At 62.6% G+C, this 22915-nt stretch carries 23 protein-coding genes, 1 tRNA gene and 1 pseudogene; 14 read left to right on the top strand and 11 right to left on the bottom strand.

The features are described from left to right. Positions 1–17 precede the first annotated feature (17 nt). The 6 genes and pseudogenes from ampC to C7402_RS04480 form a co-directional block, all read right to left on the bottom strand. Complete coding sequence (ampC, locus tag C7402_RS04510; RefSeq protein ID WP_208948887.1) at positions 18–1190, bottom strand: class C beta-lactamase; 1173 nt, start codon at positions 1188–1190, stop codon at positions 18–20. A 78-nt stretch (positions 1191–1268) separates the two neighbouring features. Further along, positions 1269–2141, bottom strand: a pseudogene (locus tag C7402_RS47590) (TraB/GumN family protein). Between the two features lie 241 nt (positions 2142–2382). Next, positions 2383–3948 (bottom strand): purine-cytosine permease family protein, encoded by a 1566-nt coding sequence (locus C7402_RS04495; RefSeq protein ID WP_116609758.1) that lies wholly within the window; start codon positions 3946–3948, stop codon positions 2383–2385. A gap of 140 nt (positions 3949–4088) precedes the next feature. Beyond that, positions 4089–5018 carry a LysR family transcriptional regulator gene (locus C7402_RS04490; RefSeq protein WP_112169663.1) on the bottom strand — a complete coding sequence of 310 codons (930 nt, stop codon included), beginning with the start codon at positions 5016–5018 and terminating at the stop codon, positions 4089–4091. Between the two features lie 5 nt (positions 5019–5023). Continuing rightward, a complete protein-coding gene (locus tag C7402_RS04485) occupies positions 5024–6481 on the bottom strand; it encodes an NAD(P)/FAD-dependent oxidoreductase (protein WP_244314739.1) in 1458 nt (485 codons plus the stop codon). A gap of 66 nt (positions 6482–6547) precedes the next feature. After that, positions 6548–6892, bottom strand: a complete 345-nt coding sequence (locus C7402_RS04480) for a cupin domain-containing protein (protein WP_116609756.1) — start codon at positions 6890–6892, stop codon at positions 6548–6550. A gap of 198 nt (positions 6893–7090) precedes the next feature. Between C7402_RS04480 and C7402_RS04475 the strand changes: the two genes are divergently transcribed. From C7402_RS04475 to C7402_RS04450, 6 genes are all read left to right on the top strand, one after another. Then, positions 7091–7921, top strand: coding sequence for a helix-turn-helix transcriptional regulator (locus tag C7402_RS04475; RefSeq protein WP_112169666.1), 831 nt, complete (start codon positions 7091–7093; stop codon positions 7919–7921). A gap of 129 nt (positions 7922–8050) precedes the next feature. Beyond that, positions 8051–9001: an agmatinase gene (speB, locus tag C7402_RS04470; RefSeq protein ID WP_116609755.1), complete on the top strand. Its 951-nt coding sequence runs from the start codon at positions 8051–8053 to the stop codon at positions 8999–9001. 18 nt (positions 9002–9019) lie between these two features. Further along, on the top strand, positions 9020–10501 hold the full coding sequence (locus C7402_RS04465) for an aldehyde dehydrogenase family protein (protein ID WP_116609754.1): 1482 nt from the start codon (positions 9020–9022) through the stop codon (positions 10499–10501). A 101-nt stretch (positions 10502–10602) separates the two neighbouring features. Next, positions 10603–10992, top strand: a complete 390-nt coding sequence (locus C7402_RS04460; RefSeq protein ID WP_116609753.1) for a DUF2946 domain-containing protein — start codon at positions 10603–10605, stop codon at positions 10990–10992. A 108-nt stretch (positions 10993–11100) separates the two neighbouring features. Next, entirely contained in the window at positions 11101–12021 is a 921-nt protein-coding gene (locus C7402_RS04455) for a hypothetical protein (protein WP_244314738.1), read from the top strand. A 28-nt stretch (positions 12022–12049) separates the two neighbouring features. Beyond that, positions 12050–12412 (top strand): copper resistance protein CopC, encoded by a 363-nt coding sequence (locus tag C7402_RS04450; protein ID WP_116609752.1) that lies wholly within the window; start codon positions 12050–12052, stop codon positions 12410–12412. Positions 12413–12416: 4 nt separating this feature from the next. Here the strand turns inward: C7402_RS04450 and C7402_RS04445 are convergent, their stop codons facing one another. Then, positions 12417–12656, bottom strand: a complete 240-nt coding sequence (locus C7402_RS04445) for a hypothetical protein (protein ID WP_116609751.1) — start codon at positions 12654–12656, stop codon at positions 12417–12419. A gap of 163 nt (positions 12657–12819) precedes the next feature. Continuing rightward, complete coding sequence (locus tag C7402_RS04440) at positions 12820–13044, bottom strand: hypothetical protein (protein ID WP_116609750.1); 225 nt, start codon at positions 13042–13044, stop codon at positions 12820–12822. Between the two features lie 189 nt (positions 13045–13233). Here C7402_RS04440 and C7402_RS47585 point away from each other — a divergent pair, with 189 nt between their 5' ends. Continuing rightward, a complete protein-coding gene (locus tag C7402_RS47585; RefSeq protein WP_112169799.1) occupies positions 13234–13500 on the top strand; it encodes a hypothetical protein in 267 nt (88 codons plus the stop codon). A 1008-nt stretch (positions 13501–14508) separates the two neighbouring features. Further along, complete coding sequence (locus C7402_RS04425; RefSeq protein ID WP_116609748.1) at positions 14509–15420, top strand: proline dehydrogenase family protein; 912 nt, start codon at positions 14509–14511, stop codon at positions 15418–15420. A 397-nt stretch (positions 15421–15817) separates the two neighbouring features. Here the strand turns inward: C7402_RS04425 and C7402_RS04420 are convergent, their stop codons facing one another. Further along, positions 15818–16357 carry a DUF4410 domain-containing protein gene (locus tag C7402_RS04420; RefSeq protein ID WP_133254414.1) on the bottom strand — a complete coding sequence of 180 codons (540 nt, stop codon included), beginning with the start codon at positions 16355–16357 and terminating at the stop codon, positions 15818–15820. Between the two features lie 516 nt (positions 16358–16873). On the opposite strand from C7402_RS04420, the gene C7402_RS46170 reads away from it, so the two are divergent. The 6 genes from C7402_RS46170 to C7402_RS04395 all read left to right on the top strand — a co-directional run bounded on the left by C7402_RS46170 (position 16874) and on the right by C7402_RS04395 (position 19868). After that, positions 16874–17062: a hypothetical protein gene (locus C7402_RS46170; protein ID WP_133254413.1), complete on the top strand. Its 189-nt coding sequence runs from the start codon at positions 16874–16876 to the stop codon at positions 17060–17062. Positions 17063–17239: 177 nt separating this feature from the next. Next, positions 17240–17410, top strand: a complete 171-nt coding sequence (locus tag C7402_RS46755; protein WP_165841779.1) for a hypothetical protein — start codon at positions 17240–17242, stop codon at positions 17408–17410. A gap of 62 nt (positions 17411–17472) precedes the next feature. Then, a complete protein-coding gene (locus C7402_RS04410; protein ID WP_116609745.1) occupies positions 17473–17634 on the top strand; it encodes an alkyl sulfatase C-terminal domain-containing protein in 162 nt (53 codons plus the stop codon). 6 nt (positions 17635–17640) lie between these two features. After that, the gene (locus C7402_RS04405) at positions 17641–18168 is read left to right on the top strand and encodes a hypothetical protein (protein WP_133254412.1); all 528 of its coding nucleotides are present in this window, start codon (positions 17641–17643) and stop codon (positions 18166–18168) included. Positions 18169–18540: 372 nt separating this feature from the next. After that, positions 18541–19338: a DUF2092 domain-containing protein gene (locus C7402_RS04400; protein WP_116609743.1), complete on the top strand. Its 798-nt coding sequence runs from the start codon at positions 18541–18543 to the stop codon at positions 19336–19338. Between the two features lie 8 nt (positions 19339–19346). Then, positions 19347–19868: a hypothetical protein gene (locus C7402_RS04395; protein WP_165841803.1), complete on the top strand. Its 522-nt coding sequence runs from the start codon at positions 19347–19349 to the stop codon at positions 19866–19868. Positions 19869–20203: 335 nt separating this feature from the next. On the opposite strand, the gene C7402_RS04390 is transcribed toward C7402_RS04395, so the two are convergent. Both C7402_RS04390 and rpoD read right to left on the bottom strand, forming a co-directional pair. Continuing rightward, positions 20204–20291: transfer RNA gene (locus C7402_RS04390), tRNA-Ile, on the bottom strand. A gap of 157 nt (positions 20292–20448) precedes the next feature. After that, positions 20449–22863 carry an RNA polymerase sigma factor RpoD gene (rpoD, locus tag C7402_RS04385; RefSeq protein ID WP_112169678.1) on the bottom strand — a complete coding sequence of 805 codons (2415 nt, stop codon included), beginning with the start codon at positions 22861–22863 and terminating at the stop codon, positions 20449–20451. Positions 22864–22915: the final 52 nt, after the last annotated feature.

Raw genomic sequence — 22915 nt, 5'->3', positions numbered from 1 at the left:
CTCAATTTCGGTGGGCCTCAATGCGCCGCCGCGCCCTGCACCAGTTCCAGCAGACGATAAGCGAACCTTACGCGCGGCTCGGTCGGATGATTGCGGTTCGCGAGAATGACGATGGCGGTCTTGCGCGCCGGCGCGAACACGAGATAGCCGCCAAAGCCATTGGTCGCGCCCGTCTTGTTGAGTAGCGCCTCGCTCTGCGGCGGCAAAGGCGGTTTCAACGCCGTGGCCGGGTTGTCCTCCAGCACCATGACATTGGCGTTGCCCTTCACGAGATCGTTCAGGGCGACCGGCTCCGCATACTGCTCCCACACCAGATCCTGAATGAACGGGCCCGCGCGGAAATAGCCCGTGTGCGTCGCTTCGAGCGCGCGCTGCATCTCCGGTTCGAGCGCCACCTGCCCCAGGTTCGCTTCGAGAAAGCGCAACATGTCGCGCGTATCCGATTTCACGCCATAGGCTTCGTCGGCGAGCACACCAGGGCTCAGACGCACCGGCATGTCCTTGCTGTCGTAGCCCTGCGCATAGGCCGCGCGCTCGCCGGGCGGCACCCGGATATACGTGTGCGCGAGCCCGAGCTTGGGAAAAAGCGTCTTCTCCACCGCATCGGCATAGCTCATGCCCAGTTGCTTCGCCGTGATGCGCCCGAGCATGCCGATGCTCGGGTTCGCGTAGGTGCGCTGCGTGCCTGCGGGATAGCGCGGACGCCATGCCTTGAGCCACGCTGTGAGTTGTTCGTCGTTCGTCACTTCGTCGGGCACCTGCAACGGGAAGCCGCCGCCCGTGTGCGTGCCGAGATTCACGAGCGTGAGCGCGCCGAACGGCGTGCCGCGCATCTCGGGCAGATAGTCGCTTACCGGGGCGTCGAGCGAGAGCTTGCCGTTCACCTGCGCCCACGCGGCGAGCGTGGCGAGCAAGGTCTTGCTCATCGAGCCGAGTTCGAAGAGCGTGGTGTTCGTGACAGGCTCGCCCGTTTCCTTCGAAGCCACGCCGAAGTTGTAGAAGCGCTCCTTGCCGTTCACGGCCACCGCAATCGCGAGACCGGGAATGCCGTTCTCGTTCATGAAGGCGAGCGCCGCGTCGCGTATCTGCTCATCGGCGGCGCCCGGCTGTTCGGCCGCGACAGCGGGCATGCTTGCGGCCGCAACGATCAGCAGCGCACCGGCACACAGTCTCACGAGTGAACGAAGCAAGATCGACTCCTTACGCGGTGCGGAAAAGCCGTGATCTTACACGCGTCGCTTTACCGGCCACACGCGCGGCCTGCGCACTTACCGGCTGCTCACAATGGCGGGGTGCTGCGGCGGCGTCACCGTATAGCCCGCTCGGCGAAGTCGATCGATCAGCGACTCCTCGCCGAAGTAGTGGCTCGCGCCGACCGCAACGAGAATTGCGCCCTTGCCGTGGAAATAGTCGTCGCGCGCGAGCGTGGCCGCGAAAATGCGCGTGCCCTCCAGCATGACGTAGCGCGTCGCCTCGAAATGCGCGTCGCTCTCGCCCGGCGCCTGCTGCGTGGAGATGCGCTCGAATACGCTGCCGTCGGCATCGATCCACGCACGTTCCAGCACTTAGGACGACACGCTGCCCGGCGGCGTGCCGTGAAAGGCCGCGCACGACGATACCAGCAAGGCCTCCTGGGCGCGCGCGGGAATACCGTCGAGCAGATGCAGTTCCGCGTCGAAGCCGGCCAGATAGATGAGCGGAATATGCTGCTTCAACGCGAGCGCCTCGAGGCGCATGTCGATGCCGGGACGTTGGGCGATTGGCGCCCCGGCGTCACGCCGCCCGCCAGGCACCGTATTCGTGCGCCAGGCATCGATCGCGGCGGCCGCCACCCACGGCTTGAGCTGAAGAAACTTCACGATGTCGAAGTGGCTGTCGCGCGCGCACTGCGCGAGCGCGGCGGGACTCATCGTCTTCATGTGATTCGTGAGGTTGTCGTCGGGCGGCAACGCGGCATCTTGCCGGATCATCGCGACGCGTTGCGCATTCAGTGCCATCGGCGCTTCGAGCGCGATGGCGCGCACGCTGCCGGCGAGCGAGGCAAGCGTCGCGTCGATGCGCGGGTCTTCGTGCGCGAGGTTATGGATGGTCGGCAGCAGCAGCAAGGTGGGATGGCCGGGCAACGTCGCCGTCCAGATCATGCCGACGTTTGCAGACGTTTGCGCGAGTGCCGGGGTGCTCGCGCTAACGGCCAACGCAGCCGCCGCGAGCAGCAACCCCTTGAGCCAGCCGAAGTTTCGGTGCCGCACGTCGTCAACGGGTCTCATCGCGCGCCGCTCGGGAGAGTCGAAGGATCGCGACATCGTGCGCCAATGCGATCGCACGCAGTGTGCGGTGCCGCACATGCGCGCTCGCCTCGTGCGAGGCGAGCGCCCTTGCCGCTTATTCGGCGTATTCCGGCTCGCGTTGCAGGTCCTGCACTGCGCCCACATGGTGCGCCGTGTGCATGCGTGGCGCATGAGCCGCGGCCACGACTTGCCCGCGCGAGGCGCGCACGAAGCGACGTCCTTCTCGACCGTACACCGCATCCGGTTCCGGGAACATCGTGAGCAGTACGATATAGATCGCACCGCCCACCAGCAAGGAAACGGGAACGCTCAAGTCGAGGCCACCCGCCAGCGAACCCAGCGGACCGACGAACTGCCCCGGCAGATTCACGAACGCGAGGCCGAGAAACGCCGCCGGCAGCCACGCGCCCATCGCCCGCAGGTTCCAGCCGTGCGTGAACCAGTAGTGACCGCCCCGGCCGCCGCGATTGAAAACCTGGAGGTCGTCGGCGAGATAGTGGCCGCGCCGCGTGACGAAGCCAATCACCATGATCGCCATCCACGGGCAACTGAACGTACAGATCAGCGTTGAGAACGTGGACACGCTCTCGACGAGATTGAACGCGAAGCGGCCGATAAAGATGAAGCCGATGGCGAGTGTGCCGATCAGCATGGTCGCGCGCACGCGGTTGAGCAGTTTCGGGAACATGCTCGACATGTCGAGGCCGGTGCCGTACAGCGCGGTCGTGCCCGTGGACATGCCGCCGATGATCGCGATGAGGCACGTGGGCAGCAGGAACCAGCGGGGCGACACGGCCAGCAAGCCGCCCACATAGTCGTTAGAGGCGATATAGTTCGGCGCTTTCGTCGCGATGATCGTGGCCGTGACGAGGCCGAAGAAGAACGGCACGAAGGTCGCGATCTGCGCGGCGAACACGGCGCCCATCACGCGGTGGCGCGGCGTGTTGCGCGGGATGTAGCGCGCCCAGTCGCCAAGCGTCGAAGCGAACGATACGGGGTTGCTCAACGCCACGAGCACGGCGCTCACGAAGGCCACCCAGAAACCCGCGCCGCCGGGATGCAGCGTGCCCGCGTAGCCGGAATCGAACGCACCGGCGAACGCGAATGCGCCCACCACGAACATGACGCTCGCGGCCCATACGGCGATCTTGTTCACCCACAGCATGAAGCGAAAGCCGTAGATGCACACCACCACCACGAGCACGGCAAACACCATGTAGGCGCTGCCGAGCGTCCAGGTGTTGACGGGCACGCCGACCATATCGTGCGCGCCGCCCACGAGCGCGTCGCCGGAACTCCACACGGCGAGCGCGAAAAACGCGATCGACGTGAGCAGCGCGAGAAACGATCCCACGATCCGCCCGTGTATGCCGAAGTGCGCGCCCGACGATACGGGGTCGCTCGTGCCGTTGCGCGGGCCGAACAGGCTCATGGGCGCGAGAATGCAGGTGCCCGCGAGCACACCGAGCAAGATGGACCATACGCCCGCCTTGAACGAGAGGCCGACGAGCACGGGAAAGCTGCCCAGCACCGAAGTCGAAAAGGTATTGCAGCCGCCGAACAGCAGCCGGAAGAGATCGATGGGACGCGCATAGCGCGACGCATCGGGAATGCGTTCGAAACCGAAGGTCTCGATCTGGGTAATGCCGTTGTCGCTCATTGTCTCACTCCATTGCGCGCCGTTGCAGTCAGCGCGTTTTCAACATCTCATGTCCACTTTAATCGATCATGGTCGATTAATTATTCTGGATTCCCTACGTTTACATCACGCTCAGCCAATGCATGGCGCGCGCCGCTCCGCTATTGCGCCAGCGCTTCGGACGCAGCCGCATGCTGCCCGTAGACGTTGAGCAGATCGTCGCAAAACGCACGTACGATGGGCTTTTCAGTGGCGCTGCGCTTGACGGCCAGATGCATCGGCACATCGAAGCCGAAGGTCGTGCGCCCGAGCGCGCGGATCAGGCCGCGCTGCTCGAACGGTTCGGCGTGATGCGCCGGCAGATAGCCGATATGACTGCCCGAGAGGATCAGGACCGTGGCCGCGTCGATGCTGTCGGCGATCGCGGTGACCTGACGCTCGCCAATGCCCGCAAGCTCCTCGGGAATCGGATAGCTGCGCCAAACCCAGTCGTGCTCGCGCAGGTTGCCGGTGTTGACGTGCGGCGCGTCATGGAAAAGCGCATGCCCGCGCCCGCAGCACAGCACCTGACGCTCGCTGAACAACTCCGTGTAGTCGAGGCCGGCCACGCGGTGCCAGAAATAGCCGATCGCAATGTCGAGCTGGTTGTTGACGAGGCTTTCTTCGAGTTCCTGGGGCGCGGCCACCTTCATCGTGAAACGCACCGCCTGATCGCGCTTGCGAAACGCGCCGATGGCCTCCGCAAGCCGCACATTCTCCACATGAGAAGCCTGCCCGATCAGGCCGATGCCGAGCGTGCCGACCAGCTTGCGGTCGATATCGCGCACCCGCGCGACAAATTCAGTTGTGGCCGCAACGAGTGCGCGCGCCGAAGGCACGAAGCGCTCGCCCTTCGAAGTCAGGCGAAAGCCGCCGCGCCCGCGCTCGCACAGCTTGAAGCCCACGCGGGCCTCCAGCGCGGAAAGCTGCGTGCTGATGGTGGACTGCCGCACGCCCAGTGTCGCTTCGGCGGCCGTGATGCCGCGCGCGTCCACCACGGCGAGAAAAACGCGGATGAGCCGCAGATCGAGATCGGAAGTATTGGAGAACATGCTGCTCACATTGGAAAGCCCATCGCCTTGATGCCCTTGATCCACGCGCGTTTCCAGCCGCCTTCGGCGTCCGCGCCGTCAAAGGCGTGGAACGTGACCTTCGCGGCCAGCCAGCGCACCGGCTCCGGCGGGATATAGGTCGGGCTGAGGCTGGCGATATCGAGCGCGCGCTCGGGGCTCTTGCGGTCGAAGAGAATGTTCAGGCCCATGTAGGCGCCAAAGCGGCTCGCGGCCACGCCGAAGCCCGTATAACCCGCCACGAAAACGGCTTTGTCGTTCAGGTAGCGTTTCGCGAACACGGAGCCGCGCGAGCAGTAGTCGATCGGGCCGCCCCAGGCGTGCGAGAAGCGCACGTCGCCAAGCTGCGGGAAGGTGCGGTAGAAAGCCTGCGCCAGCCGATAATAGGTTTCGGCCTTCTCGTCCTGCGGCGGGTTGGGGTCGCCGTCGAAGTGGTAGCTCACCAGACCGCCGAAGATGATGTTGTTGTTCTTCGTCAGGCGGAAATAGTTGAGCTGTGTGCGCGTGTCGTAAATGCCCTGGCGGTTCTTCCAGCCGATGCGCGCCAACTGTTCGTCGGTGAGCGGTTCGGTGGCGAGCACGTGGTCGCGCACCTGCAACACCCGCCGGTTGATATCAGGAATGCCAACCTTCGCCGTGCCGCTGCCAAACAGCACACGCGGCGCGCGCACGCTGCCGTGGGGCGTTTTCACGTGGACGCTCGCGCCCTCGTCGGCAACCTCGATAAGCGGCGTGTGCTCGTAAATCTTCACGCCGAGTGAAAGCGCCGCGCGCTTGAGGCCCCAGGCGAGCTTGGCCGGATGCACGATGCCGCTGCGGTTGCGCGACCACAGCGCGCCCGCGAACAAGGGCGAATCGAGTTGCTCGCGCGTCGCCTCGCGCCCGAGCAGCACGACGTCGTGCCCGTAACGCTTGTGCAGTTCGTAGTCGCCGCGCAGGTGCTCGATATGGTCCGGGTCGACGGCCACGGTCATTTCACCGTTCCATTCGATGTCGGCGTCGATACCGTAGCGCGCGAGCGTTTCCTCGAAGCCGTCGAGATTGCGCTGGCCGAACTCCTCCAGTTGCTCGATGTCGTTCGGAAACACGCGCACCGCGTTGGGCAGGCCGTGCATCACCGAAGTCGAAATAATGCCGCCCGCGCGGCCCGACGCGCCGTGCGCGACCTTGCCCGCCTCGATCACCACCACGTTCAGATGCGGCATCTGCTCCTTCGCCTGCACGGCCGCCCACAGCCCCGTGAAGCCGCCGCCCACGATCAGCAGGTCGGCTTCTACGTCGGTGGCGAGCTTCGGCTCGGTGGGCGGCTCGGCGGGATTGTCGAGCCAGTACGGAAAGAAGCGCGTGCGCGCCAGCGCCTCTTGCACACCAAGCGCAACAGGCGGGCGCTGCGCAGCGGGTTTCAGTCGGGGCGGTTCGACTTCGATATCTACAGGGGTACTCATCATTTTCTTCACGGCATGAAACGGGGGGGACCGGTCCGCCCCCGTCCGTGGAGGGGGCGGCTCGCGTTAGGCCTGTTCGAGCACGACGTAGAACTTCTTCGCGTCCTCGATGGTTTCCCAGCGGCCGGCGAAGCCCGCGGGCAGCAGATAGCCTTCGCCCGCCGTGAATTCCTTGCGTCCGCCTTGCGCGTCGGTCAAGGCGACCTTGCCTTCGACAAGCCACACCGCTTCGTCGGCCGTGGTGGCCGGAAAGTCCACCGCTCCGATCTTGCCTTCCCACCAGCCGATCACGTAGTTGCCGTTCTTGCCCTCGGCGGCGCGCCAGTCGCTTTCGTCCATGCCGAACTCCAGCTTCGTGAATTCGCCGAAACCTGCGCCCAGCGGCACGATGTCCTGAATCAGTTTGCTCATTTGCGTCGCTTCCAGTTGATTGGGTGACGCCAAAGTTACCGACTGGCGTGCCTGCGGTATGCCCCCCCGCGGGGGGGACAAGCAGCGTTTCGCCATGTTTCGTCCACCGGCGCGCCGCCCTCCGGGCCGCCTTTTCCGGCTTTTTGGCGGCCGGAATCCGTGGGCTATAATGGGCCGGCTCATACGAAGGGGCGCGCCATGCTGCTCAACGTACCCCCGCCCAATCGCGATCAACCCAACTTTCCGCTCTCGTTCAAGACCCTCGGCAATGTGATCGAGGCCGTTGGCACGCCCGATTTCGTGCCGCGCCTCACGCTGCTGCTCAACGAGGTCGTGCCCGTGAACGTCGTGCATATCGAGCGCTCGCGCGCGGACAACACGATGCCCACGGGCTTTCGCTGCGAATGGATCGGCAGCGGCGGGGTCGGAATGGATTCGGACGCGATCTCGGACGTAATGACGCTCTACTACGACCGCTTCTACGAAAGCGATCCGCTCTTTGCCGGCATACGCGGCAAGATCGGCACGATGCTCGTGGTGCGCGACATCGGCGCGATTCCGCCCGGCGAGTTCCGCCAGCGCCTGTTCGACGAGGCGCGCATTGCCCACGAGTGCGTGCTCGCACGCGGCACGCGGCATGCCCAGCACTCCATCGCCCTGGAACGCGCACTGCGCGAACCAGCATTTTCGCTCGTGGAAATGCACCGTTTTCGCAGCGTGAGCGAGTTTCTGTTTCCCCTGCTCGAATTGCACGCCTCCACGAGCGCGGCGCGGCGCATTGCCCATGCGGCGCCGTTCATGCATCCACTCGCGCAGTTCGACGCACGCATCGCGGCAGACGGCATACGCCTGTCCAAACGCGAATACGAAACCTGTGCGCACCTCATCACCGGCAAGACCGTGCCCGAGGCCGCGCAGATCCTGGGCGTGCAGGCGGCCACGGCGGAGTCGTACGTGAAGCGTGCCTTCGCGAAGCTCGGCGTGCGCACCAAGCGCGAGCTCGTCGCCTGGGGCTACGCCGCGGTTTGAACGCGCGTTTAAGGACGCGCTTACATCGATCGCCTTCGATGTAAACATCTCAACTTCCATATTTGGCCGCGCGGGATCTCCCCTACCATCGCCCGATCGATTTGACTCTAACGATCGGAGACTCGCCAGATGGAGCGCCAGTTCAACAAGCCGCTGGGCGGCAACGAGATGCCACGCTTTGGCGGCATCGCCACGATGATGCGCCTGCCGCAGGCCGAGACCACCGAAGGTCTCGACGTCTGCTTCGTGGGCGTGCCGCTCGACATCGGCACCTCGAACCGATCCGGCACGCGTTTCGGGCCGCGCCAGATCCGCTCGGAATCGGTGCTGCTGCGACCCTACAACATGGCCACGCGCGCCGCGCCGTTCGACTCGTTGCAGGTGGCCGATATCGGTGACGTCGCAACGAATCCGTATGACCTCAAGGACTCGATCCGCCTCATCGAGGCCGCGTACGATCGCATTGTCGCGAACGGCTGCCGCCCCATCACGCTCGGCGGCGACCACACGATCGCATGGCCGATCCTGCGCGCGCTGCACAAGCAGTACGGCAAGGTCGCGGTCGTGCATATCGACGCGCACGCCGATGTGAACGACACCATGTTCGGCGAAAAGATCGCGCACGGCACGCCGTTTCGCCGCGCGGTGGAAGACGGCCTGCTGCAATGCGACAAGGTCACGCAAATCGGCCTGCGCGGCACCGGCTATCACGCCGAGGACTTCGACTGGTGCCGTAAGCAGGGCTTCACGGTCGTGCAGGCCGAGGCCTGCTGGCACCGCTCGCTCGCACCGCTCATGGCAGAGGTGCGCGAGCGCGTGGGCGACACGCCGGTGTACCTGAGCTTCGACATCGACGGGCTCGATCCCGCCTTCGCGCCCGGCACCGGCACGCCCGAAGTGGGCGGTCTGACCGTGCAGCAGGGCCTGGAGATCGTGCGCGGCATGAAAGGACTCAACGTGGTGGGCGCCGATCTCGTGGAAGTGTCGCCGCCCTACGATCAAAGCGGCACGACCGCGCTCGTGGGCGCGAATCTCGCCTTTGAAATGCTCTGCGTCATGCCGGGCGTGGCTTACCGCTAGAGCGCAAGGAGATACACCATGGCTACGAATCCCGAGCGCCAGATCGACGGCGATGCCTTCGTGCTGCCCGCCGCAACGATTGCGGGCGCAACCTTTTCCGTTGCCGATAGCGAAGTGTGCTCGCGCATCTGCAATGCCTCTACCGGCGACACCATCGGCTGGCAGGAGCACGCGAACGCCGAACTGGTCGATCGCGCCGTGCATGCCGCGCATGACGCGCTCATTACGTGGCGGCACACCACACCGGCCGCGCGCGGCAGACTGCTGCGCAAGATCGCCGAATTGCTCGAAGCCGACCGCGCGCGCCTTGCGGCCATGCAGATGCAGGTGAGCGGCAAGCCCCCGTTCGAAGCCGACCTCGACGTGAGCGACGCGGCCGCGACCTTCAACTATTACGCGAGCCTGTGCGAGGACGCCGCGGTATTCGCCACCGAGCCCGTCGCGGTGCCCGACGACACATTGCTCGCCGAACGCGTGCACGAGCCGGTGGGCGTCGCCGCGCTGATCGTGCCGTGGAATTTCCCGATGGTCACGACCGCGTGGAAGCTCGCCCCTGCCCTCGCGGCGGGCTGCGCCGTGGTCATCAAGCCCTCGGAACTCACCTCGCCCGTCGAGCACATGCTTGCGGAGATCGTCAGCGAAGCCGGCGTGCCGGACGGCGTAGTGAATGTGGTCAACGGCGGCGGTGAAGTGGGGACGTGGCTCACGGCGCATCCGCTCGTCGACAAGATCTCGTTTACCGGCAGCACGGCGTCGGGCCGCAAGGTCATGCAGGCCGCCGCGCAGGACATGAAGCGCATCACGCTCGAACTGGGCGGCAAGTCCGCGCTGATCGTGCGCGAAGACGCCGACGTGGCGCAGGCCGTCTCGCTCGCCGTAAGCGGCGCGTTTGCGAATGCGGGGCAAATGTGTTCGGCGACGGCGCGCATTCTCGTGCACGACGACGTGTACCGCCGTTTCATGGCCGCGTTCGAAACAGCGGTGCGCGCGCTCGTCGTCGCTCCGCCCGCCGATCAAGCGGCGATGGGTCCGCTCATCAGCGCCGCGCAACACGCGCGCGTGGCGGCGCTCGTTGGCCAGGGCGTGGAAGCGGGCGCGCAGATTGCATTTGCGGGCAAGCTCGATGCCGCCTGTCATGCAGGCTACTTCATGGCGCCCGTCGTCATTGCGGAGCCTGCCGCAGACAACGTGCTCTGGACCGATGAAATCTTCGGACCGGTGGCATGCGTGAAATCATTCCGTTCGGATGACGAAGCAATTGCTCTTGCCAACGACACGCGCTATGGCCTGGTGGCCACCGTGGTGACGAACGACGCGAAGGCCGCGCGCCGCTACAAGGCGCAACTGCGCGCCGGGCTCGTGTGGGTCAACACGCCGCAGTTGATCTTTCCGCAAGTCTGCTGGGGCGGCTTCGGGCTGAGCGGCATTGGCCGCGAGCTTGGCGTGGCGGGCCTGCGCAGCTATCAGGAGTTGCGCCACACGGTTGGCTTGCGCGCATGATCGACCGGTTTGTGCGGTAACACGGGGCACAGCAGCATCCGGGGAACATGGCGCGCGTGGCATAATCCCCGGATCCTTTCCGCCTTATCACGCTTCGCGTCGTGCGCCGATTCCATCTCACGCTGGGCAGTCTATTGGGGACGCTTGCGCTCCTCATGGCGACGCTCGCGCCCGTGGTATCGCATGTGCTGGCCGCTCAAGCAGCACAAACGACGCAGGGCGAGACGGAACGCGCGCCCTGCGGCATGCCTTCGATGCAGCAGCACGCGCACGGCGCACACAGCGACACAGGCATGCACGCCGCACCCGGCGACATGCAGGACTGCGGCTATTGCAGCCTCTTTGCGCACCTGCCGGTCATGCCCGGCGTGCCCGCCGCCATGGTGCTCGTCGGGCGGCTCGTGCAGGCTCGCATCGCCGCGCGCTTCGACAGCGTGCGCCTCGTCGAGCCCGCAAGCCACGTTCACGCGCGCGCCCCACCCCTGTCCTGACTGGATTCCCCTGACCCACCCCGGACGATACGCCGCGCGTGTCGCCGGGCCCGCACGCGCTCGCCGCCATCGCGCCCGCGCGTGCCTCGCTCCAGGACAGGACAACGCATGTCTGACCCAACACCGTCCGGCCGCCAGGCGCCGGGCGCGCTTGCACACATTCGCACACAAATTCGCACCTTGAGCCGCGTGCTGGGCTGCGCACTGCTGTTCGGCCCGTGCGCGGCACACGCGCACGCCATCGCGGGCGACCGCGTATTTCCCTCGACGCTCTCCGTGGACGACCCCGGCGTGGGCGACGAAGCCAACCTCGAATTCGGGCACCAACGCGTGCCCGGCGACGCGGGCGACCAGAGCGTCAACACCTTCGACTTCGAGTACGACAAGCTCATCACGCCAAGGCTCGCGTTCTCCGTGGACGGCAGCTACGTCATGCAGAACAACCCCACGGCGCACGGCTTCGACAACTTTGGCGTGGGCCTGAAGTATCTGCTTTACGTGAACGACGCGCACGAGTTCATGACCTCGGTGGGCGTGGACGCGGAACTCGGCGGCACGGGCAGCCGCGCCATTGCGGACAACTTTTCGACGATCTCGCCCACGATCTTCGCAGGCAAGGGCATGGGCGACCTGCCCGACTCGCTCGCGTGGCTGCGCCCGATCGCCATCACCGGCGAGGCGGGGCCGTCGTTCACCACCGGCGGCGGCCAGCCAAACTCGTTCGACTACGGTTTCACGTTCCAGTACAGCCTGCCTTACCTCCAGCAGCACGTACACGATCTGGGCTTGCCGCAGCCGTTCTCCAATCTGATCCCGCTAGTCGAAGTGCCCCTGTCGCGTAGCCAGGGACAAACGACCGGCACCGTCAACCCCGGCTTCATCTGGATGAACCGCTACGGCCAGCTTGGCATCGAGGCGCAGATCCCGATCAATCGCGCGAGCGGCTCGCACGTCGGCATCCTCGCGCAGGTGCACATCTTCTTCGACGATGTCGCGCCGCGCACGCTCGGCAAGCCGCTTTTCCAGTAAGCCCGCCCATTTACACAGGAATTTCGCCATGAAACTCGCTACTTTGCGCACGGCCGTCGCCTCGTTCGCGCTCCTCACCGCGCAACTCGCCTGGGCGCACGCCTACCCGACCCACCAGGAACCGCCGGCCGGCGCCACGGCCCCGGCCACGCTCAATGCTGTCGTGATCGATTTCGACGACGGGCTCGAAGCCGCGTTCAGCTCCATCGACGTCATGGACGCGCAGGGCAAGTCGGTGATTCGCGAGAAAGCCAGGGTGGATGCCGGCAACGACAAGCGCATGTCGGTTGCGCTCAACGCGTTGACGCCGGGGAAGTATTCGGTGGTGTGGGTGGCGGTGGCCGCCGACGGGCATCGAACGACCGGTCACTATACGTTCAACGTGAAGTGACCGGCTAGAGCGTTCTGCCTTCCACGAGCTTGCCCTCGGCAAGCAGCGTATCGATGGCCGCCTGGACGCGCCGATCGGCTTCGTCCAGGGCTTCGTCGTCTGTCGTCCGGGGAACCGCCCCGAGATCGAGCTTGTATGAAGGCTCGTCGCCGGCTCCGCACACGACGGCATGCAGCTTCACCCCGGATTCATCGGGGTTTTCGACGATCCAGCGAAAGTACGACACGCAGCGATAGGTCCGCACCGGGTTTGTCTCCTGAAAATCCCGAAGAAGAAGGGACGTTCGTGGAATCCTTGAAGCGCACCCTGCGGACAAACTATCGCGCCAATTCGCGGGCCATCGTGACGGCCGTCACACCGGAATGGCGATTATGCGGGCCAGCGGACGCTTACTGCGCCTGGTATGCTTAGTGCGTCGTGACCGTGGCGAACGCCTCGGGCGAACCGTTCAAGGCGTCGTACAGCTCGGCGACCGGCAAGTCGCCGATCTCGCCGTGGAGGTAGGCCGTGAACGCGCGATCGTACAAGGCGCGTCCGGCATCGGTTTCCATCGTCAGATCGAAACCGTCGAGAACCAGTCCGGCGATTTCGTCGGCATCGATCAAGATGTGCTCAGCTTTTTTTCGTTCCATGTTCGTACTCCGGTACAGCGGATCCTTGGAATTCTAGAGGGAACGCGATGAAAATGGTGCAGAAAATAAACAGGGGCGAGTCGGGCTCAGGTCAACGTCGAACCGCGGTTGGCCGCGTCGCGCTGCTCGGCCATGGTACGGTGGCGGCTCCTCTCGAGTCTTTCTGCTGGCTTTCCGGAGTCCGTTCACATGCGCCGATATTGTCCTGCTTCTTTTGTGAGCGCCGCCGTAGCGGCGAGTCTGCTTTGTGCTTGCGCCAGTGTGTCGACCGGGGCGGCTGCCACCGCCACCGCCGTTGGCAGCGATCGCGACGCGCACGGTTGTATCGGCTCCGCGGGCTACGTGTGGTGTGAGGCGACGCAGCGTTGTGAGCGACCCTGGGAGCTTGCGAAGCTGAAGGGGTTTGCTGCGTCGCAGGAGGGGTTTGCGCGCTACTGCTCGGGGGCGGCGCAGTAGCGCCGGCGATTATTGATATGTCGGAGTACCAGGTTTCTTCGATGACTGATCGTGGTACTGCATGACGACCGACTCGAATTCGGCGCACGCGCACTCGCCAAACACAAGCGCCTCGACTTTGCGACGGCCTCCTCATAACTTCATCCACGCCATCTTCAACCCCGACCATCGCGAAGCTGCATACCACACGAGCTTTCGCTTTGCGGCAAAGCACCAGACCGGTTTGTACATCGCCGCCACGCAACCGGTGGAAATCTGGTGGCCCGCTGGCGAAGGACTCATCAAACCGCTCTGATTCATAGGCCGTCGTGGACGACTTGCCTGTCGTCGTTCGGGTCGCACCGGGTCGCAGGCGCCGCCCGGTGCACGCGATCGTTCCGTCAACGTACGTCACCAAGGGGAACACAGCCCGTCGGGTACGTGCGACAGAAATTCGCTGACGGAAATCGGAAGTCGCAGCAGCAGTTATTAGAAGTTGAGCCTTTCGATAGTCATTCGGGCTATCGCGCCTTACATTTCCGACCTGCATTGCGGACGCCAGTCCTGACACCCGCACGTCTACGGTTGCGCCACATCACGAAGGTCGATACAGCCGATCCGTCTCAGCAAACGGTTTGATATTTAATTTCGGATGCCGAAATACATAGGCGCCCCCCCTTCTGATTTATCTTCACCGTCCCCCTTCGATGCCGGCATCGAGGCCAACGTTGATCTTGTGGCGCGATGCGGACTACCGCCCATGCTATGATGAACGCGTTCGCCATGCATGATGGCGAAACGCCCATCTCGCGGCATCATTCATCCAACTTCATCGCATTACCCGGGCTCATCCCGCAATGTACGCAGCCACCTGGCCTCCGTTGAAATCGCACTGAACAGCCTTCGTCACAGCATCTCAATGCACTGACGAAGCTATTCGCTCCGGACTCGCGTCAAGCGATCCGGTGATGTCGTTCGAACCGACCTGACTTGTCAGGAATCGAACGACGGCTTTTTCGTGAGACCAACATGCGTATTCTCAATACGATGGCAGCACACGCCATCCCATTTGTACCTCGTTCGCTAATCCGTAAAATCTCGCGCCGCTATATCGCAGGCGCGACGCTCACCGACGCGCTCGACTGCGTGCGCGCTTTGCATTCGGACGGCTACCACACCACACTCGATGTACTCGGTGAAACGGCTTCATCGCCAACAGAGGTCGAAACCGTGGCCCGCGAGTATCGAGCCCTGATCGATGCTTTGTCCGCCGACGGCTTACGTACCGAACTGTCGATCAAGCCTTCCGCACTGGGTTTGCTGTTCGACGCGGGCGGCTGCAAGCAGCAGGTTCTGCAAATCATCGACGCAGCGTCGCGGCGAGGTGTGAGCGCTTGTATCGACATGGAGAATGTGACCTGCACCCAAAGGACACTCGATCTCTTCGCTGAGGCCGAGGCAGCTGGCGCGGATATAGGTATTGCACTTCAGGCATATCTGAGACGCACATACGACGACATCGTGCCGCTTCAGCGTCGAACGAGCCGGCTACGAATCTGCAAAGGCATTTACGCTGAAGCAGATGAGCATCTCGTACCGGGCGCATCGCTAAACCGTTACGCAATCAACGAGCATTTCACGCGGCACGTATCAAGCGCGTTACGGGCTGGATCGTTCGTCGGCATTGCGACGCACGACGAAGCTTTGATCGATTCGTTGATTTCCTGGGTCCGGCGCGAACAGATTGAGCCGACTCGGTTCGAATTTCAAATGTTGCTCGGAGTGTGTGAACCACTGCGTGAGCGCCTGCGCGCAATGGGGTTCCAGGTGCGCGTGTATGTTCCTTACGGTCGCGATTGGTATGGATATAGCACGCGACGCATCAAGGAAAATCCACGCATTGCGGGCTATGTTCTACGCGCATTGCTGAACGGCAGTTGAGCCACCCTCGTGAATCGTTGCGCTGATCAGGACCATGCGGCTATCGTCAACGTATCTCGACGATAGCCGCACGGATCATCAGGCTGAACGTCCATGTCTGCCGGCACCAGGACTGCACACGCTACGCCTGGTCGAAAACATTCGGCATGGTCTGCTCCAGATTTAGACTCCGCTAATGGCACACACAGCGAACATGACGTTCCTCGTCAATGGTTGCCGGAAACCGATGTCTGCGAAAGTGGCGCCGACTCGTTGCAACCCCATGCAAGCGACAATCATCGCGCGGTCAACGGTTCCGCTCCGCACTTGCCGGGTCATCTCCGGATCGAGGTCCAGGCTTCGGGGCGAAGTGTTGCCTGGTGTTGCCCCGGTGCGTCCCTTCGAACAACAAGCCGCGTTATTTAGGTGATTCGAGTGCGGAGAGTGCTTTTTTGGCGAACGTGTTGTACAGGTAGGCCATTCTTCCTTCGCCCGCCACGCCGACTATGCCATCGGCAGCATAGGCAGCCGACACGTCCAGTTTTTCAACCGGTTGGCCGCTTGCGTCGAGGACGGTCACATTGCCGGTAATGTGGTCGTCCCCCGACAGGAATCCCCAAAACAGCGCGGTGCCTGTACCCCGTACCCGTATATCGCTGACTTCCACGTCGAGTCGCATTGCTGCGCTGCTCGTCGGCGTCGCGAGCAACTGCCGCGTATTGAGTTCACTCTCAAATGCCGACTGCAACTTCTGCGCGCTAAAACCTGCGTTGTCCGCTTCCACCTTCGGGCTTAAAGTGACCCGAACAGCGACAGGCTGGGTGCCGAACTGCGCCTGTGCATTGGCCGAAGTGCGATCGCTCTGGACAACAGGCTCTCTGGTTACACTGCTTGAACAGCTTGACAGGATACTGACTACAAGAGCGGTTAATGCAGCGTGACGACAAAGCGAATTCATGCATAAATTCCTGAAGCAAGAAATTGATATTCGATAAATGCGCTAGAGAGAGCCGCTCAGGAACGTTTTCTCGTTAGCATCGCGAATCATGCGCGTTCGATGTGAGTGCGAACAATAGGCAAGCCTGCATAAACCATCAACGACAGTTGCCAGCCGTCCGCCAAACAATGAGGTACGACAAACGGGCCCAGCATATCGCCGAGCACTGTCACTCCGGCCCACTCGCCTGACAGCGTGTGAATGGCAACGACTTCGTCGCGCAAAAATCGCAGACCCGAGCGCCAACGCGCCCCGCCTCAATGCGCACGAATCACATCGCCAAGTTCCAGACACCCGGGTACGGACCGACACTGTCATGCAACGACAGCCGTAATTTGATCGACGGCAAACCAGGCTACCAGAAACATTCAAATAACTTTAAATGCGGCGAAATTCGTCAACGCAGTGGAATGACCACCCGTTAGCCCGGACGGACGCGTAGAGCGTTCCATCCCCAATCTGACAGAGATCTTGACCATGAAACTTAAAGCAGTCTTCCTTGCAGCGCTTGCCATGACACTTGCCGGTACGGCAATGGCCAACGAGTACGATCACCACCACCACCATCATCAGGAGCACGAACGTCATGATTCGCGTGACATGAATCATCACGACGGCGCGCCACGCATGAACGATGGTCACTACACCAATACGGATCATCGCTAAGCAGCGCAGCAAGCCGGCGACAACAGCCCGTCACCGTCTCGTAACGGCGGGCTTGTTGTCCTGCCTCGTGAACTGTGCCTCTTGACTGTCGTCACGAGCTACGGCGGCAATGTGGTCGCTGGGCACGAACCCGGCACCCATCGTGCACCGGGGGCTCAGGACCTGAAAGGAAGAGTGGTGATCGGCACTGGCGGGACCATCAGCAACTCGGCCGCCGTGGACGAAGACAATGACATCTACGTCGCGGCCTGCCAGATGCTGCACAAGCTGGTCTGGACCGGAAGCACGTTGTCCCAGGTCGCGGCCGGCGACGCGTGGTGCAACGCCTATCCCACGATAAATACGTAGTACACACTGTTTTTTGTCTAGCTCGGTCAGCGCACCCGCGCTCATGGGTTTCGGCCGCAACAATGACGCGCAATGACCTGAACAACGTCATGCTCGGGGACACCACGATGCACAGCCTCGTGATCGCAGGCAAGGCAAAGATCGACGGGGACAGCCAGAAGCTCAGCGAATTCGTGACCTGGCTCGACAACTTCGACTTCTTCTTCAACATCGTAACGCCCTGATAAACCATGTGCGCGATCTGCAATTTCCGGATTGAGTTCGGGGTCGGGCACCCACAGGCGTTGAGCGTTGCGACCGCCACCCGTAGCGCGATCGAAAGCGGGCTTCTCGCCGAGGACAAGGCGGGGGACGTGCTGGCCACGGCGCGGCAGCGACTTGCCGCGATCGAGACGCTCAAGTTGTTCCAGAACACACTCGAGTCGACCATTCCGAACGACGCACTGCTCGCACTGCCCGACTTCTATGTCCTGCTGATCGAAAGTGAAACGTGGGAATTCTTTCATGCCACGCCCGACGGCTTCGATCCCGATGCGGTGCCGGACATACCCGATATCGGTACGCAAGACATGAACAACCGCAGCAACGTGCTGGTGACGGCTGATCTGACGCTGCGTGCAATGCTCGCGGGCCGTATCGATATGGACCAGGCGCTCGACAGGCGGATAGCCCTGATCGATGCGCCGGCGGCGCAAAGCGAAAAGCTGCGCATGGCGATCAGGGAGGCACTGGCGATTGGCTTGCCTTACCCGGGATAAACATCACAGGTAACGCGCATCAGCGTGACAACCCACGCAGAGCACTGTAAATACGCACCTTGATTGATAAGGCATGCGAAACATATTTACTGAAAAGAGTTTTTATCCCGTTGGCACAGAGCTATTGTCCGCACGCAAGCGTGACGAAGGACAACACTAGAGATTCGTCTGAATGCTACGCTTGCCGCCCGTTCCCTCCGGGTTGGGACTCAATGAATTTGCCCCTCGCCATTCGGAAACCACGGGCTTGCTGTTTGGCACCAACCGGTCGCATCGCCCCCGCTCATGAAATTCATGCAGCAGGGATCCACACGCAGGGCGGAATGGCAGCGTCGTGAAACCGGCTGATGAAGCCAATGATAGGAGAGGAAGATGACAGAACGTCTGACGCGACTGACACTTTGCGCCGCGGTTGCCGGTGCAATATGTGCGACGGGCAGCGTTGCGATGGCGGCGGATAAGGCGACGGCACACGCCGCCGCTCACAAACCGGATCCAGCAGCCATCGATGCGCTGGCGAAAATGAGCAGCTACCTGCAAACGGTCAAGCAGTTTGATCTTGACGTTGATTCAACGACGGACCAGATCATGGTGGATGGTGCAACCACGCAGCTGATCCAGTTGTCTCACAACACGAAGCTGACCGTAAGCCGACCTGGTGCCCTGAAGGCGGATATCGTCGGCGGAGAACCCGGCAGCAGCCGCCACGTGTATTTCGACGGAAAGACCTTCACGTTATATACGGAGCCGGGCAAATACTATGCGACTGTCCCGGCACCGGCAACCATCAAGGAACTCGACAGCGACCTTGAAACGAAATACGGCATCGCCTTGCCACTGAATGATATTTTCACGCTCGGCTCGAATCCCGAAGACATGAAACGTTTGACGTCGGCGGTTTATATCGGCGACGAGGTTGTGAGCGGGAATACCTGCTCCCACTATGCCTACCAGGAAAAGAACATCGACTGGCAGATCTGGATCCAGAAAGGCAGCCAGCCGCTGCCCTGCAAGATCAACATCGTGACGACGACGGACAAGACACGCCCGCAGTACACCGCCGTGTACCACTGGAATCTCACCCCCGGGATCACCGCGAAAACATTCGAATTCACGCCTCCTGAAAATGCACATCAGGTCCGGCTTGTGCAAACCAACGAGTCCCGATAGTGCCTGACATGGAGAACACAATGAATCCGACAAGAATCCTGACGATAGCGGGCGCGCTCCTGATGGCAAGCGTGATCGCCGCACCCGCGAGCGCGTTCCAGGTTCGCGGTGGCGCCCGGACATCCGTGAACAACGGTAATTGGCAAAACGCGCATGAAACCAATGTCGCGACGCGGCAGGAAAATCGTACGACGCGCGAGTCGAATCGCCAGAACACGGTTCAGCAGGTGAGCAACAACCGAACCAATGCTGCGGAAAACGTCAGCAACAACCGGACGAACGCGGTCAACAATTACAACGACAACCACGGCGGCTGGTACAACGATCATCCGGTCGCAACCGCCGCTGCCGTAACGGGCGCCGTGGTCGCAACGGCGGCTGTGGTGGGCTCCATTGTCCATAGCCTGCCGCCCAGCTGCTCCGCCATGAGCGTCAATGGCGTGACGTACCAGCAATGCGGCTCGACGTGGTATCAGCCGCAATATGCAGGCACGTCCGTGCAATACGTGGTGGTCAACCCTCCCCGCTAGAAGTTTTCATGACGCGTTGCTGAGTCATGACTCGTCTCTGAGGCGTGTGCGCAGTGGCGCCGGATGAGGCTGTGCGGGCCGGCAACCGGCTGGCACCACTCACCGGCTCACGCGCAGACTACGCGCCGCCACGGCACATTCCCGCCCTTTAGCGGTTGCGGACCTCGCGCCTGGCTGGGGGAAAAGAAAAAGCCCCGACTGTTGCCAGTGCGGGGCTCTATGGGAGCTGAAGATGGGCTATACGATGGACACGCTTTTAGCCACGGTCTTCCACTTGTGAATCTCCCGAATCTTCTTGATTGTTGTCGCCAAGTGCCTGATCTGATTGGCTCGAATGGTGGGCCGGGTCGGGTTCGAACCGACGACGTCCTTTCGGAGGCGGATTATGAGTCCGCTGCCTGCAACCAACACGGCGTCCGGCCCACGAAGCTACCAAGCGTAGCGAAAACAACAGCACAACAACAAAAAAGCCCGGTCTACCCAAAGGCCGGGCTTTTCGACGACAGGCCGACATACTACACGAAACACCACCGGCCTGGCCATCTTGCACGTGACTTCCGTGCATTAAAACTAACCGGGCTCAATTCCCTTCAAGGAAAGACTTGAGCTTGTCCGAGCGGCTCGGGTGGCGCAGCTTGCGCAGCGCCTTCGCTTCGATCTGGCGAATCCGCTCGCGCGTCACGTCGAACTGCTTGCCCACTTCTTCGAGCGTGTGGTCGGTGCTCATCTCGATGCCGAAACGCATGCGCAGCACCTTCGCCTCACGCGGCGTGAGCGAGTCGAGCACGTCCTTCACCACATCGCGCATCGAAGCGTGCAACGCGGCGTCGGCAGGCGCCACCGTGTTGTTGTCCTCGATGAAGTCGCCCAGATGCGAATCGTCGTCGTCACCGATCGGCGTTTCCATGGAGATCGGCTCCTTCGCGATCTTCATGATCTTGCGGATCTTGTCCTCCGGCATTTCCATCTTCTCGGCAAGCGTTGCCGGATCCGGCTCGAGACCGGTTTCCTGCAAGATCTGCCGCGAAATGCGGTTCATCTTGTTGATCGTCTCGATCATGTGAACCGGAATGCGGATCGTGCGCGCCTGGTCCGCGATCGAGCGCGTGATGGCCTGACGGATCCACCACGTCGCGTAGGTCGAGAACTTATAGCCGCGGCGATATTCGAACTTGTCCACCGCCTTCATCAGGCCGATGTTGCCTTCCTGGATCAGGTCGAGGAACTGCAAGCCGCGATTCGTGTACTTCTTCGCAATCGAGATCACGAGACGCAGGTTCGCCTCGGTCATTTCGCGCTTGGCCTGACGCGCCTTCAGTTCGCCGGCCGCCATCTGGCGGTTGGTTTCCTTCAGGTCCTTCAGCGGCAGCACCACGCGCGCCTGCAAGTCGAGCAGGCGTTGCTGCTGTTCGCGAATCGCCGGAATGTTGCGCGAGAGGATGCCGCTATACGCATGGCTCTCGCCGACGATCTTCTCCGACCATTCGAGGTCGGTTTCATTGCCCGGGAAACGCGTGATGAACTCCGAGCGCGGCATGCCGCACTTGTCCACGACCGTATGAAGAATCTGACGTTCGACCTGGCGCACTTCGTCCACCTGCGCGCGCAGCGTGTCGCACAGGCGCTCGACGGTACGCGCCGTGAAGCGGATCGACATCAGCTCGTTCTGGATGGTTTCCTGCGCCTTGAGGTAGGACTTCGACTTGTAGCCCTCCTTCTCGAAGGCGCGTCGCATCTTGTCGAACCATTCGCTGATGAGGGCGAACTTCTCGAGCGAGGCACGCTTGAGGGCTTCGAGCTGCGCCGCGTTGGCCGTCGCCTGGGCCGCGCCGTCGTCCTCTTCCTCCTCCTCTTCCTCTTCCTCTTCCTCGGCCTCTTCTTCCTCTTCGTCCTCGTTCTCGATCTCTTCCGCTTCCTTGGCGTTGAAGCCATCGGTGTCTTCGGCGTTCGGATCGATCAGGCCGTCGACGAGTTCGTCCACGCGAATCTCGTCGTTCGCCACGCGCTCGGCCATGGCGAGGATGTCGGCAATCGTGGTCGGGCAAGCGGAGATTGCCATGACCATGTGCTTCAAGCCGTCTTCAATGCGCTTGGCGATTTCGATTTCGCCTTCGCGCGTGAGGAGTTCGACCGTGCCCATTTCGCGCATGTACATACGCACCGGGTCGGTCGTGCGGCCAAATTCGGAGTCGACGGTCGAGAGCGCGACTTCCGCTTCTTCTTCCACTTCGTCGTCCGAAGAAGCGTTGGGTGCGTTGTCGTTGAGCAGCAGCGTTTCGGCGTCGGGCGCCTGCTCGTAGACGGCCACGCCCATGTCGTTGAACGTGCTGATGATGCCTTCGATCGCCTCGGTTTCCGTGAAATTGTCCGGGAGGTGATCGTTGATTTCCGCATACGTGAGGAAGCCGCGCTCCTTGCCGAGCTTGATGAGCGCACGCAGCTTCGTGCGGCGCTCCTCAAGCTCCTCGACGGTGCCGGGCTGCGACGACGCGAACGCGTCCTTCAGCAGCGCCTTTTCCTTCGCTCGCCGGTCGCGCGCGCGGGTGGTCTTTTCGACCTTGCCCGCGGCGGGGGTGCTGTCTTCGCTCTGGTTTGCGTCGTCATCGACGGGTACTTCATTCAGCTTTTTCGTCATGGAGTTCGCCGTACCGGCTATAGTCTCGACTCGCGGCTGCTGGACAACAGCCTCTTGAACCGTGGATGCTTGAGCCTCGCGCTCTGCCGCATCGTCCGCGACGGCAGGCACTTCCCTTGCACTTCTCGAACCGGACCGCTTCGTTGCCGGCTGGGTGGCGGCTTTCGCCGCACGCGCAGGCGCTGCTCGCGCAGCCGAAGCAGCCATTGACCTCTTCCGGGCTGCCGGTTCAGAACGGTTGGTGGACTCACTGCCCGACGACCGGGCGGAAGAACTGGCAACTGTGGCCTTGGTGACCTTGCTGGCCGGCTCCGTCGAGCCCTTGCCTGTTGCCTTTTTTCCGCCTGTAGTCTTTGCCATTGCCATTCCGCCCTTGCTGGAAACTGAACATGCGCGGGTTACCCCAACCCGT

Origin of the sequence: Paraburkholderia unamae, from assembly GCF_003096875.1 — a bacterium.
In the GTDB taxonomy this organism is placed as follows: domain Bacteria; phylum Pseudomonadota; class Gammaproteobacteria; order Burkholderiales; family Burkholderiaceae; genus Paraburkholderia; species Paraburkholderia unamae.
Note: the sequence above shows the minus strand (reverse complement) of the source record. Positions and strands in the feature narration are given on the sequence as shown.

Excerpts from the sequence above, each read along its gene's own strand:
- C7402_RS04495 (WP_116609758.1), bottom strand. The coding sequence starts at position 3,948 with ATGAGCGACAACGGCATTACCCAGATCGAGACCTTCGGTTTCGAACGC.
- C7402_RS04490 (WP_112169663.1), bottom strand. The coding sequence starts at position 5,018 with ATGTTCTCCAATACTTCCGATCTCGATCTGCGGCTCATCCGCGTTTTT.
- C7402_RS04485 (WP_244314739.1), bottom strand. The coding sequence starts at position 6,481 with ATGAGTACCCCTGTAGATATCGAAGTCGAACCGCCCCGACTGAAACCC.
- C7402_RS04480 (WP_116609756.1), bottom strand. The coding sequence starts at position 6,892 with ATGAGCAAACTGATTCAGGACATCGTGCCGCTGGGCGCAGGTTTCGGC.
- C7402_RS04475 (WP_112169666.1), top strand. The coding sequence starts at position 7,091 with ATGCTGCTCAACGTACCCCCGCCCAATCGCGATCAACCCAACTTTCCG.
- speB (WP_116609755.1), top strand. The coding sequence starts at position 8,051 with ATGGAGCGCCAGTTCAACAAGCCGCTGGGCGGCAACGAGATGCCACGC.
- C7402_RS04465 (WP_116609754.1), top strand. The coding sequence starts at position 9,020 with ATGGCTACGAATCCCGAGCGCCAGATCGACGGCGATGCCTTCGTGCTG.
- C7402_RS04455 (WP_244314738.1), top strand. The coding sequence starts at position 11,101 with ATGTCTGACCCAACACCGTCCGGCCGCCAGGCGCCGGGCGCGCTTGCA.
- C7402_RS04450 (WP_116609752.1), top strand. The coding sequence starts at position 12,050 with ATGAAACTCGCTACTTTGCGCACGGCCGTCGCCTCGTTCGCGCTCCTC.
- C7402_RS04440 (WP_116609750.1), bottom strand. The coding sequence starts at position 13,044 with ATGGAACGAAAAAAAGCTGAGCACATCTTGATCGATGCCGACGAAATC.
- C7402_RS47585 (WP_112169799.1), top strand. The coding sequence starts at position 13,234 with ATGCGCCGATATTGTCCTGCTTCTTTTGTGAGCGCCGCCGTAGCGGCG.
- C7402_RS04425 (WP_116609748.1), top strand. The coding sequence starts at position 14,509 with ATGCGTATTCTCAATACGATGGCAGCACACGCCATCCCATTTGTACCT.
- C7402_RS04420 (WP_133254414.1), bottom strand. The coding sequence starts at position 16,357 with ATGAATTCGCTTTGTCGTCACGCTGCATTAACCGCTCTTGTAGTCAGT.
- C7402_RS46170 (WP_133254413.1), top strand. The coding sequence starts at position 16,874 with ATGAAACTTAAAGCAGTCTTCCTTGCAGCGCTTGCCATGACACTTGCC.
- C7402_RS04410 (WP_116609745.1), top strand. The coding sequence starts at position 17,473 with ATGACGCGCAATGACCTGAACAACGTCATGCTCGGGGACACCACGATG.
- C7402_RS04405 (WP_133254412.1), top strand. The coding sequence starts at position 17,641 with ATGTGCGCGATCTGCAATTTCCGGATTGAGTTCGGGGTCGGGCACCCA.
- C7402_RS04400 (WP_116609743.1), top strand. The coding sequence starts at position 18,541 with ATGACAGAACGTCTGACGCGACTGACACTTTGCGCCGCGGTTGCCGGT.
- C7402_RS04395 (WP_165841803.1), top strand. The coding sequence starts at position 19,347 with ATGGAGAACACAATGAATCCGACAAGAATCCTGACGATAGCGGGCGCG.
- rpoD (WP_112169678.1), bottom strand. The coding sequence starts at position 22,863 with ATGGCAAAGACTACAGGCGGAAAAAAGGCAACAGGCAAGGGCTCGACG.